The organism is Corynebacterium kroppenstedtii DSM 44385, from assembly GCF_000023145.1.
GTDB classification, from domain to species: Bacteria; Actinomycetota; Actinomycetes; order Mycobacteriales; family Mycobacteriaceae; genus Corynebacterium; species Corynebacterium kroppenstedtii.
The window spans coordinates 1,878,895-1,890,150 of sequence record NC_012704.1 but is presented as its reverse complement, the minus strand read 5'-3'; the positions used below and the strand labels follow the sequence as shown (position 1 = coordinate 1,890,150).

The window sequence follows — 11,256 nt, the reverse complement described above, 5'->3', positions numbered from 1 at the left end:
TATTTAGCCCCCGTTAACGCCAGGCCAATCATCGCCCAGCCATTCGTCCATCTCAGCTTTCGACAAGCCCTCCGGTTTCACACCAGCCGTCTCCATTTCCTTACCATCCACCCCAGGTCGAGGAATCGGTTTCGGCTTCGCGCCTTTACCACCCCAGGCGCTCATCGCCTGTTGATCAGCAATATGCGCGAGTAACTGGTTGGTTAAATCCCACTCCCACTCATCCTTGCGAGCATCACGCACGATAGCCGAATCAGGGCCCGCAGTAGCGATCAAAGCGATCACGTCATCCCACGACAGCCGGTCACTACCATCATTGACCCACCGCCATCGCACGCCGACTTCGATCAATTCCCGCTCGACTGCCATAGAAAAAATCGGGTCCCTATCCATAGCGTCGATCAGGGAAATAATCTCTGACAGGCTAGCTTTTGTCGCCCCCGTCACTCCACGCCTTCATAAACGTGTTGAACTCGTCCATCTGCATGGCGTCAATAATGTCCAGAGTTCCCTCGGCAGCCTTGTCAGCTGCCCGTTCCAGCATGATCCATGAAAACTCTTCATCATCCACACCATCGCGTTTCGCCCGGCGACGATCCCCAGCGGTAATGACCGAGCCGATGGGTGGCAGGCTGATCGATTCTCCGCTGTGGGTGGTGTAATCAAACCAGTCAGTGTTGGGCTGAACTGGTTTCTTCGTTGTCTTCTTGGCGGCCATATGTAACCTTCCCCCCTATGTCGAATGCGAGTTCTATCTTTTACCTAACAGGAAGATAGAGGTAGTTTCCTGATGAAACGCCATTAGGTCTACTGACATCATAGCAGTACATACGTTCGATTACTTCGGGCCGAAGGTCACCCACCACCACCATCCATACGCAATCGCGGCGGATGCCGCCGCGATAATAATGACAGCGACGATGGGGATAAAAACGTAGAGGTAGACAAGCACGATAACCGTTGCGATACCCGCCGCCGAAGCGAATCCTGTGATAGCCCCGGCAAGTCCCAACACCACGACCACAGCAACAAGACCGAGAGATATCGCACCGATAACCAGTAGATGAACCAGAACCCACAGGCGCGAGATTCGTCCCAATAGGGAATTCCGGGTCAGAATATTGAAGATGTCCACTGGGATGCCAACCAGTGGGAACGATACAGTGTTGACTATTCGAACATAGAGGGGAATCAGGCTGAACACGATAATAAGCCCCACCACCGTCAGCACTGTTACGGTAACTATTCCCGCAATAGTCAGGCCACTGGCACGGTTAAAAACAGTCAAAAGCAGCGTGACAACGACTAGCCCCATCACTGCCAAAACAACAGACAACACCGCTAAAGACACCAGCACTTCAACCACGCGGCCTGTGTTGATAAGAGACGAAACTGCAATGATCACCCCGGCTGCGGCGACGATAAGCAGCCCCCAAATAATAATGGGCATCCCTAGCACAGTGATGAGTGCCCGCAGCATGATCGTCACACGGCGGGCAGCTCGAAGTGGCTGGCCAGAGAAATAAATTAGTACGGCCGCCACGACTGCTAGACCGGCCGATAAAGCGATAAGTCCTGCCAGTGGGGAGAGAAGAACTCTTGGGTGTTGGGCAAGCACCGTGACGAAAATGGCTAGGGCAACAACAGCTGTGAGCGCCCCTCCGACTCCAGGCACAATCGTGGCAGTGGCCACAGCGAAGGTGGCCACTGTTGCGGTGAACGCAATAGCAATAAGTACACGCACAGGGGCCGTTAATCGCCGAGCCACCATCGTAAGCGGGATACCGACAAAGAGGACGACCGGGATGACGGCGAGAAGCATGACACCCATTTGGGCGAGTTTCTGCGACCGTAGCCACGGTATCGCCCCGGTGATGGCGGCCATGTCGGCAGCCAATATGCGTAGTGTCCGACCGATGATAAAGGCACCGCTGATCCCGGTTAATGCTGACAGCGTTGCCGCGACGACAAACCGGGGTAGTGCCGCTAGTCGGACGCCGATCCAGGTCAATGTGATGATGGCGGCCATGAGGAACCGGTGATTCACGCCTAAAGCAATAGCTACAGGAGTGAAGAGATCGGCGGCGAGAATGGCAACTCCCCACCCCAGCAGGCGAGCCCCGGCAACGAGGCTAGCGGCGGCAATTCCAGCAAGAACAGCCCGGAGGGGAGTAAAGAGCACACCAGCAGCTGTTCGTCGTGTCATGATTGCCTTGGTAAGCCCGCCGGCAGCGATGCTGAGGGTGTCTATACTGACGGCGTCGAAGAAGAGCCACGGGGTTGCCAGGGCAGTGACGATATGCCGGAACCAGCGGCCCGGAATCAGCAGTGCCGCCCCAACAAGACAAATAACTAAGGTCCACCCCCACGCGATCGTGAAGTTTGTGGCCCACGCATACTGCGGTGCTGACAAGGGAGTTGACGCGCCACCGGCTATCAGCCAGGCCACCCACCCGCCATATGCTGACAAGAACAACGCTATTAGGTAAGTCAGCCATAGAGCGTAGTAGCCGGTGGCCAGATAATTCCACACCACCAGCCAAAAACCCAGAATAAGCGGAACCCAGAACCGGTAGGTCGGGCCACGGAAAGGCCAATGAAGAAGTGGAGCACCCAGTTCCCCAAGTCCAAACACCACAGCTCCGGCGGCTGCAATGCTGGCATCGATAATCCACCGAAGTGGGGCAGCCAAGCGGTACATCTTAGCGACGATAGGGATTAGCCCCACTGATACCGCCGAGCGTGCGACACGTACACCCCGTAGAATCAGGGCCGAGATAAACGGTCCTATTCCTGCTAGTACCCCAGACGACATGAAAAACAGGCCGGACACCACGGTGGATGCCACCACCAGTCGCAGTAGTAGCTGTGCCGCTCCACGGAGACCTGTCACGAACAAAGACAACTGTCCTGCCGTAAAACATGCGATAATAGCGCCGACGACACCCAGAGCAACAGCTCCACTAACGACGATCACCGTCAGTGGTGGGGCCAACAGTGGGGCAGAAGCAACCAGCCCCGCCGCCGCAGCGAGAGCCGATAGAGCCATCACGCTGCCAATAACAAGCACAACTGGCCTAATATCCCGCCTCAATAGAGTAAAAGATGCAATTTGGGAGAGCACCCACGTCACCGACGACGCATAGAATGCAATTGATGCAGGAATAGCCGCCAAGCCTGTGATAAGGGCGGTCGTACCAGAGAAAAGAGCGGGGATAAGTGCCCGCACAGTGGTGACAGCTAAACCGAAAACCGAGACAATAAAATTCAACAGGGGCACTAGGACACTCCCCAATGCTCCCAATTCTGAGGCTGTGAGAAGTCGCGTTATACGCCGATGGAAAAACAGAGCCTGGGCAAGAGGAAGAACAATGACCAGCGCAATAGACACAGGAGGAATCATCGCCAGCTGAAAACGCAGCAAACGCACTAGCGACAGCATGACCCCCGCCGCAACAACAGGGAGCACAACGCCACCAATAGCGACAGCTCGAAGAATGTTAATCAGAGCAGATCGCCCAGTGATCGTTAAGTTCCGTGCAGCAAGAACGACGATAAGCCCCAACACTGTGGACGAAAACAACGCCACAATCACAAACGTGATCACAGCAACCGTCGCCGCAATCACGGCCCGCTCCAGGCCAGTCATTCGAAATGGTCGAGTCAGCCGCAAGAACACACGGGCTTTAACGACCACCAGCAACGTCACCGCTGCCAACGCCGCTAAATGCGCGATAATCCAGGCAGACGCTAAAAACAGGACAGCAGCCTTAATCGTGACCGGTGCTGCCCCCGCAATCACCAGCAACGGAAAATCCAAAATAATAAACCGTGCCCCGTTAAGCACAGACCAAAAAATGAACAACGCCGCCAACGGATGGCCCGTCAAGAGGGAAATCACGATCAGATCCGCGGCCCACGGCAACAACGCCCCACCGAGGCTGAAACCGACAAACTGGGCAACAACAAGCCACATGCCGATAACCAGGCCCAGCGTTGACAATCCCACAGGTATGGCAAAAAGTGGCTGCCCAAAGACAAACAACGCGATCGTTAACGCAAAACCAGCTGCCAGCGTGATAAGCGGGCCGAGCAACATGATTGACGCCAGCAACCAATCTTGCGCGGTCAATTCAGATAGCGCCGCGTTGGCCCCCTGTAAAAACTGATCCCAGGCCGCCGTCAGCTGTGGCCACACCTGGGCGAGATTTAACGCATCAAGAGCAGCCACCGACCCACGAGTAAAGTCACCGGCTAGAGCAGCTGACAATAAAGCCCAGTCATTCGCCAACGCCGGAGGATTAGCCCAGTCAGTAAGAAAACGGTTAGCAATATCACCGTACTGTGCGGCATCAAAAGAACCGACGAACGCGCTATACGCCTTAACCAGATTAGCGGGGTTAAACGCCCCCAATTCTCGCGGACAATACTGGCAGCGGTATCCCACAGTTTTTGGGCAGCCCGATACAAATCACCGCCGGTACGCGCTAAATCCGCCAATAATTCACCTGATGCCATGCGATTAACAAAATCGCCCGCGATCTCATTCCACCGCTGAACTGCATCACCCAACCACTGGTTTAAATCAGAGACACTCTGATTGTTGAGAAAACTACGCAGCCAGTCTCCGACCACCGTGCCCCATTCTGCCGACGCTTGGCCAAGCCACCCGGCCCACGCCCGGATCGGGCCCGACCACTGGCCCAGCCCCGCGGAATCGGCAAGATTCGCCAATGCGTCACCGAGAGCAGGGACGTTCACCGACGCAATCGCATTATCAATGATGTGGTCAACATCGCCATTCATCACAGCCGTGAGCCACTCTTGCCAATTGGCTCCAATAGTCGCTATGAAGTCACCGATCGCCCTTTGCGCATCACCGTTCGACAAACCTGCGATGAGCCCACCAATGCCAACACTCGACCACAGAGTCGCAATCTTCTTCACCGCATGGGCAATAGACTTTGTGCGTCTACGCAGCCACGACATGGCATTATCGAACGCGGCCCTGAAATTATCCAGGTTCGCACCCGTGATCAGATCCCGCGGAGCCCAATCAGCAATAAGGCGGAGAAGCTCGGAGTCGGTCATATCCGCGACCGTGTGCTCAACACGATTAATCAGCTGATCGATGGTATCGACCAATGACCGCTCAGAAATACGGGAAATAATACTGAGCGCCGTGGACAGTGACGCCCGGATAGCTCCAAGATTGGCAAGTCGTCCGTCACCAGTGATGTATTCGACCCACTCGCGCACGTGCCCAACGACGGCAAAATCTGGTCCATCATGGTCACGTGGAGTTGGCTTCTGAGGTTGGCGATCCACCAGCCTGTATAAACACACGCCGTTACTATCCGGGGTGCACGACAGGGTGAGCACACAGGCGGCCAGCTCAGAGCGGCTAAATGACTGCGAATCAATATCAGTAACCACCACGCGGGGAACGAACAGTCGAGTACGCTGCCCATCTGCTGACAGGAGATCGAAGTTTAAACAACGATACGGAAGAGGCTCATCCAGACGCTCCTCAACACGAACACGAGACGAATCGAATAGCTCTTTGACTGCCCCATCGGCGTGCGTGAGTCTCATCACTGCGGAATTGCCCAGCTCCATGAAAGATACTGACAACGTAACGCCATCCGGCGACGAGACAGTATTCATCGATAGCCCCGACCAGGATTTCGTCTCCTCCGAGGCCAGCGATGTATCTACCTTGACTCCCTCAGCCGACACATACCCGGCTGGAGTAAGTCCGACGCCAGGCAGTCGGCCAACGGGCTCCCGTGCTGACATGGGGACAGCAAAGGGATTAGATACCGATTGCCCAATCCAGGCTCCACCACCAGCCGACACGTTGGGCACACCGTGAACAAGATTCCCCCGATTACGCATAAAACCCCCAAAATAGCGTCACGATACGTCCCCAGTATAAAACATCCGATGCCCCGCAATCAGAAAGGAAAATCTCCCCGAGCAGTGGACAAGCGCGCCCCCCTTCGTTAACATTTTTTACGACAGTTACGGCGTAGTCACCACACTGTCTCCCTCGAACATCGCAAGAAAAGGAAACCCCATGGATTTTCTGCTCCAAATCAACGACATTGTATCCGGCCCTATTAAGGACCTCATGGTGCACTTCTCCACCGGACAGCCGGAAATCAACCTGCCGCAAATCAACATGCCGGCACCCCCCGAGAATGTCAGTGTTGACTTCAGCCCAACCACTTCCTTCAGCAATGAGTTCAGCCCATCCATTGAGAAGACCGAACCGTCTAACTTCCTCAATGACCTGAGCCTGCCGGACATCAACGTGAGCGCTATCTAGCACGACTTTACGTGTTAGCATTGTAGTGACAGTCAATGTGGTTGACTGTGCGTGCTATCGTTTTTCAGAAAAGGGCCTCCACATTACATGTGTGGGGGTTTTGTGATAGCCAACCCGCAAAAATACCGTCAGCTATACTAACTATTTCCCATGACCACCGCCGTCGACCGCGCTATGATTCGCCATAACCTCATCGAGTTCAAGCTCCGGTGGCTTGCCCACATTGAGCAGTGGAGGGCGGAAAATCGGCCTGCGACCGAGTCGAGTCACGACCAGCAATTCTGGGGCGACCTGCTCGACTGTTTCGGCGTCAACGCCCGCGACCTCTACCTGTACCAACGCAGCGCGAAGAGAGCGTCGACGGGGCGCACCCCGCAAGCTCACCACAGAGCGTCAACGCCAAGAGCGGCTGTTTGTTAACTATGCCAAGTTAACTCAGAAGAAAAGGGACGAAGGATAAACCCTCGCCCCTTAGTCTCCATGGATTTCCCTATACGGTCAGTGCACCTACAATTAAGTACGCGACCACCACTAATGCTACCGCATCGCCGATAAGAACACTCGGCTTCAGCGCCAGCGGCGTCAACACGGTCTTCAGCATGCGCCAGTTAGCGAACAAACCAGCAGCCAAAGTCTCCACACCACGTAGACCCAGGCCACGAACCGGCAAATGACCCAGCTGAGGCAGCCGCGACAGCAGGAACACGTTAAACAAGATACGGCCAATGTTTAAACCGTTGACAATCCTCAACAGGTTATTATCACGCACCGCAACGCGAATCGGAGTAGACAGAACCAAGAAATCAACCGCCGCGCGCACAGCCTTCACTACCGTCTTAGTGTTAAATGCCGTCAACGTATTAACAATCACATCATTGAATACGTGCAGCAGCGCCTGGCGTACCTCATGGTGGTTAAACATCTGCAGCGCAACAACAATAAACGGCAGATTCTTCACAGACTTAAACTGCGCGATAACCGGAGCAGCTAAAAGACCCTTACCCGCGGTGAACAAGCCCTTGACAAGCGCAGCCTTCACCGCCACGCCGAAGTCAACAATGCCTTTGACCGCCTCGGCCCCCTGGGCGACAACGGAACCTGCAGCCAAAGCCACAGCCAGCAAGGGTGACAGCCCCTCAGCAGCCTTCACAGCCTTACGCACAGCCTCATCAGCGCCCAAGGAAGCCAGCTCGGCAATAAGCTTGCTGCCACGTTCCGTGACAGCGTCAAAATGCTTCGCCAGCTCGTCCAACTCATCTTGCTTAAGCTCAGCCAATGCTTCCAAAACATGGCCAGGCAGCGCACCACCGGGCAACTTCTTGACCACCTGAGCAACAGGTGCGGAAGCATTCAGCGTATCTAACGCCTCAGCAAAATCACGGGCAACAGAACGAATCTCAGAAAGGTCAGAAGCCTTCTCCAGACCAAGGTGGTTGAGCTGGGCTTCGAACCCATCCACCAATTCATCCGCTGCAGACGTGAAGTCTGCAACCTTCTTCAGCGGGTCCGGTTCATGAATAGCGGTATCAATATTGGCCTTGAGCGTATCCAGAACTTCCTGTCCGCTTTCAGCTTCTCCTACAAGAGTAGACACGGCCTTTTCAACCTCACTGCGAGTATCATCACCCAAGTTCAGTAGTGCGCTGGAAGCTTGGGTGAGAGCGTCTGCCATCTCGTGCGGAATTACGCCGGCAGACTCCAACCGATCAATCAGAGTCGACGGAGAAAACTCACCGTACGAATCGCGGTCAGTGTACTTATACTCCATATTTACTTAGCCCCCTCGTTCTCGTTGTGAACAGCGCGCAAAATGTCGACAATCGTGCCGCCCATCGGTTTCGCTGCAGTGCCAATACTGGTCACCAAGTCAGTGATCTTCTTACGGTCACCTTCAGTGAGATGGTCGAACTTACCGACCAACTCCGGGAAACCATCGCCCGGAGTAATACCGTCGAACAGCTTCTTGCCATACGTCGAGTTCACCAACTCATCGACGGCAGCGCCCACCTTTCCAGCGTTCTGCGCTAACTCGTCCACATGATCGGCAACCTGCTTCGGCAGAGCCTCAGCATCCCCGAACTGGGAAGCAACCTGCTCACGAAGAGTTGTCTTTGCATCCTCGATGCTCTTGATAGCGGCAGGAACACCAGTACCAGGGAACACGAGCGGCCCACCAAGAATCTGCTTGACATCATCGGCCAGTGTTTTGGCGTCTTTGACCGTGCGGCCCAGCATGGACACCTGCTGGGGGATCGACTCAGTTAACTTATCGATCAGCCCGTTGAAATTCGTGAACATGCCTGACAACGAGTCGGCAGTGTCTTTTTCCACACCGCCCTGCTGCTGAAGATCGCGGATCGACTCAGTGATCTGTGACAAAAGGCTTTCTTTGTCAGCCATAGGAATAAACCTCCAAAAACGTTTTTACGAACAATGCTCAACAGAGCAGGTCAGATAATTCCCCCAGTGAGGTCATCTATCGTTTGGCGACCGCCGGCACCGGTGAGCAGGTCAACAACAGCCTGGGACCAGCGGTTGTATTTGTTCAGCGGAGTGAACGGGAGGGCTTCAACGTCGTGAATTAACGTGGACGTATCTGCTCCCTCCAAAAGATCGGCCAGAAGCTTAAGAATGTCATCGACGCCATCGAACGGGCGCAGATGGTTAACAAGCTTCTCGATGAAATCGAGGTCCAGCCCGCCCTTACCATCGATAAGGGAATAGAACACGCCCGCAACCAAGTCAGGGGAGATTGGCAAGCCATCAAGCGCACTGCGAACAATCTCCTCGATCTCAGCCAGTGAGACCACCGGCAGACCATCGTCAGGGAAGCGGTCATCTTCATCGCGCTTGACCTCACGGCGATCAATGTAGGTATAGAGCTTGTTATCGTTATCGTCAGGGAAACACTCAATCGTGGCATCAAACCCGACTACTTCAGAGCGAGAAAACACTTGGTCATCCAGCTCTGACACGCGCCCATTCGGAATGAACAATCTGCCTTTGAGCCCGTCACCGCCGTGAATGTCGAAAATATAGGAGCGGTACGGGGTATCAGTGGCGTTATCAATCATCTGGACTGCCCGGCCGTCATGGCGTGAACGGAAATTCCCGTCACCAAGCATCGCTGTCGCCACATGAGAATTCACAATCTCATGAAACTTAGCCTTGACCTGGACAGAATGACTTGACTGCAGAACAGCCATCGTGTCGCCATTCCAATCCACAACATTGTCCGTATCCCGGTCAACAGTCTTCGTCACGCCATCTTCAGAAATGTAGCCCGCCGGGCTGAACCGATTGACAGCAGGCAATGCTGCTACCCGGATCGACGCCGAATGCGGAGTCTGAAGCGGATTGATGTCAGCTTGCCCGATCCAAGCAGCCCCGCCACTTTTCACTTCGGGCGCGCCGACAACAAGATTTTGTCGCATACGTGCCATGCGAATCCCCCCAAAAGTATGAATCCCCGAGTGGCTTTCCTCGTTTAAAGCACAAGCCACCTCGTATTATACATGAATATTGATTAGCTTAACGTTGTCCACAAAGTACCGGCCGCTTGCCACCTGACTACCCCCGGCCGATCTGGATCAGGGAAGTTATATGGCTCGGTATCGGTCTCCCACGCCATGACGGCTAGATCAGCTCGATACGCCATCTCTAGACCGTCAAGGCAGGCAGCCAGAAGATCGACACAGGCCTGGTCGTCATCCCCGTAGGCCTGCAGCATGATCCGCGTCCGGTCTGTGATCGGCGTTTCCCGATTAGGTGGCGCACTGTCCACCCGCACAACAGGGCCGTGAATGTTCGCAGGCACTTTGGTGGCGACATGGACCTTTTCGTACTCCGAGCCGACGAACCATTTCTTTAGGCACGAGACCACGACGGCTGTAGGATGCCTCATTCTGTACTCCTTGGATGGTTAGCCGCGACTGGATACTCACCCGCAGCCTTCTGCATCGAGTTATGTTTCAGCTCGTACGCATAGGCCTCCGAATCGTGAGGAGTGGGCACCACAAGAGCCCGCCACCGCGTTTTCCCCTGAATCGCAGGGAGCACTGTGCAATGCGACCCAGCTCTCTGGCGGAACTCCTCGGCCTTGGCATCGACAAGCGCGCGTGTCTGGCCATCTTCCTTGAGGACACGGTTAAAAAACTGATGGTTGAATTTCCACTCAACACGGTCACTCACGGCTATGCCTCCTCAAAAACATGAAGTTTATGCTCCACCACACCCGGATCCCACCAGGGCCCATGCGTGTAATCCTGGCCACCATCAGCAACAAGAAACCAGGCACCACCAAGCTCCACCCGATCCCCAGCACAAACACAGCCAGGAAGAGCCAACAAAGAACCAGCCCAATCCACCCGCCGAACATCCCGATCATCAGGACCATGCTCGTCCGAGCTATCAATGAACCAACCAGCGACCCGAACAGATTCCGGCGCGCCCCACGATCTCGTGGCATTGCCGAACGCATCAACCCCCGCATCCTCGCGATGACACACCTGCACTGTAAAAGGCAGGGGAAACCCCGACCTAGTACAACGAGACCGTGAACGCGCCACGACGGCCACCTCCCACAGAACGAAGCATCCGCTTGTCCTCAGCAGTCAAAAACACGCCTCCACCATTCGAGTTCGACCCGAAATTCTGCGTGGCAGAAAACGGCCCAGCAGTAAAAGACTGAGACTCAGCACCCACCGGGGCAGTGGATAAGCCACGACTGACCGCACGAGCGGCAACCCGAGCACACACCACACGAACAGCAGACGGAACATCATCACCCACATGACCACCCATATAGGCATCAATGGCGACAGTGGCCTCATCAATCATCGCCCGAATAAACCGGCGATCATCTCGATCAGGCTCCATCGTCAAACGATCCGTCACATCGCTGACCGTGCAATATACATCCACAG

The 11,256-nt window shown here is 54.9% G+C and carries 13 protein-coding genes; 2 read left to right on the top strand and 11 right to left on the bottom strand.

The window, feature by feature from the left end; translation table 11 throughout:
• Positions 1 to 3 precede the first annotated feature (3 nt).
• The 4 genes from CKROP_RS07915 to CKROP_RS07900 all read right to left on the bottom strand — a co-directional run bounded on the left by CKROP_RS07915 (position 4) and on the right by CKROP_RS07900 (position 5,898).
• On the bottom strand, positions 4 to 447 hold the full coding sequence (locus CKROP_RS07915) for a hypothetical protein (protein ID WP_041628886.1): 444 nt from the start codon (positions 445 to 447) through the stop codon (positions 4 to 6).
• Positions 425 to 718, bottom strand: coding sequence for a hypothetical protein (locus CKROP_RS07910; RefSeq protein ID WP_012732214.1), 294 nt, complete (start codon positions 716 to 718; stop codon positions 425 to 427). The genes CKROP_RS07915 and CKROP_RS07910 overlap by 23 nt, the downstream gene beginning before the upstream one ends.
• 120 nt (positions 719 to 838) lie before the next feature.
• A complete protein-coding gene (locus CKROP_RS07905; RefSeq protein ID WP_148209669.1) occupies positions 839 to 4,291 on the bottom strand; it encodes a hypothetical protein in 3,453 nt (1,150 codons plus the stop codon).
• The gene (locus CKROP_RS07900) at positions 4,255 to 5,898 is read right to left on the bottom strand and encodes a hypothetical protein (RefSeq protein WP_012732212.1); all 1,644 of its coding nucleotides are present in this window, start codon (positions 5,896 to 5,898) and stop codon (positions 4,255 to 4,257) included. Before CKROP_RS07900 ends, CKROP_RS07905 begins: the two co-directional genes overlap by 37 nt.
• 181 nt (positions 5,899 to 6,079) lie before the next feature.
• Here CKROP_RS07900 and CKROP_RS07895 point away from each other — a divergent pair, with 181 nt between their 5' ends.
• Both CKROP_RS07895 and CKROP_RS07890 read left to right on the top strand, forming a co-directional pair.
• A complete protein-coding gene (locus CKROP_RS07895; protein WP_012732211.1) occupies positions 6,080 to 6,331 on the top strand; it encodes a hypothetical protein in 252 nt (83 codons plus the stop codon).
• 150 nt (positions 6,332 to 6,481) lie between these two features.
• Entirely contained in the window at positions 6,482 to 6,751 is a 270-nt protein-coding gene (locus CKROP_RS07890; RefSeq protein WP_012732210.1) for a hypothetical protein, read from the top strand.
• A gap of 70 nt (positions 6,752 to 6,821) precedes the next feature.
• Here the strand turns inward: CKROP_RS07890 and CKROP_RS07885 are convergent, their stop codons facing one another.
• From CKROP_RS07885 to CKROP_RS07855, 7 genes are all read right to left on the bottom strand, one after another.
• Positions 6,822 to 8,099, bottom strand: coding sequence for a hypothetical protein (locus CKROP_RS07885; RefSeq protein ID WP_012732209.1), 1,278 nt, complete (start codon positions 8,097 to 8,099; stop codon positions 6,822 to 6,824).
• Positions 8,100 to 8,101: 2 nt separating this feature from the next.
• Entirely contained in the window at positions 8,102 to 8,731 is a 630-nt protein-coding gene (locus CKROP_RS07880) for a hypothetical protein (RefSeq protein WP_012732208.1), read from the bottom strand.
• A 50-nt stretch (positions 8,732 to 8,781) separates the two neighbouring features.
• Positions 8,782 to 9,774 carry a phage tail tube protein gene (locus tag CKROP_RS07875; protein ID WP_012732207.1) on the bottom strand — a complete coding sequence of 331 codons (993 nt, stop codon included), beginning with the start codon at positions 9,772 to 9,774 and terminating at the stop codon, positions 8,782 to 8,784.
• Positions 9,775 to 9,857: 83 nt separating this feature from the next.
• Positions 9,858 to 10,235, bottom strand: a complete 378-nt coding sequence (locus CKROP_RS07870) for a hypothetical protein (RefSeq protein ID WP_012732206.1) — start codon at positions 10,233 to 10,235, stop codon at positions 9,858 to 9,860.
• The gene (locus CKROP_RS07865) at positions 10,232 to 10,522 is read right to left on the bottom strand and encodes a hypothetical protein (protein ID WP_012732205.1); all 291 of its coding nucleotides are present in this window, start codon (positions 10,520 to 10,522) and stop codon (positions 10,232 to 10,234) included. The genes CKROP_RS07870 and CKROP_RS07865 overlap by 4 nt, the downstream gene beginning before the upstream one ends.
• 2 nt (positions 10,523 to 10,524) lie before the next feature.
• A complete protein-coding gene (locus CKROP_RS07860) occupies positions 10,525 to 10,845 on the bottom strand; it encodes a hypothetical protein (RefSeq protein WP_237698410.1) in 321 nt (106 codons plus the stop codon).
• Positions 10,846 to 10,870: 25 nt separating this feature from the next.
• Positions 10,871 to 11,254: a hypothetical protein gene (locus CKROP_RS07855; RefSeq protein ID WP_012732203.1), complete on the bottom strand. Its 384-nt coding sequence runs from the start codon at positions 11,252 to 11,254 to the stop codon at positions 10,871 to 10,873.
• Between the last annotated feature and the right edge of the window lie 2 nt (positions 11,255 to 11,256).

Coding starts and splice junctions, on each gene's coding strand:
- CKROP_RS07890 (WP_012732210.1), top strand. CDS start 6,482: ATGACCACCGCCGTCGACCGCGCTATGATTCGCCATAACCTCATCGAG.
- CKROP_RS07880 (WP_012732208.1), bottom strand. CDS start 8,731: ATGGCTGACAAAGAAAGCCTTTTGTCACAGATCACTGAGTCGATCCGC.
- CKROP_RS07910 (WP_012732214.1), bottom strand. CDS start 718: ATGGCCGCCAAGAAGACAACGAAGAAACCAGTTCAGCCCAACACTGAC.
- CKROP_RS07900 (WP_012732212.1), bottom strand. CDS start 5,898: ATGCGTAATCGGGGGAATCTTGTTCACGGTGTGCCCAACGTGTCGGCT.
- CKROP_RS07870 (WP_012732206.1), bottom strand. CDS start 10,235: ATGAGGCATCCTACAGCCGTCGTGGTCTCGTGCCTAAAGAAATGGTTC.
- CKROP_RS07875 (WP_012732207.1), bottom strand. CDS start 9,774: ATGGCACGTATGCGACAAAATCTTGTTGTCGGCGCGCCCGAAGTGAAA.
- CKROP_RS07885 (WP_012732209.1), bottom strand. CDS start 8,099: ATGGAGTATAAGTACACTGACCGCGATTCGTACGGTGAGTTTTCTCCG.
- CKROP_RS07895 (WP_012732211.1), top strand. CDS start 6,080: ATGGATTTTCTGCTCCAAATCAACGACATTGTATCCGGCCCTATTAAG.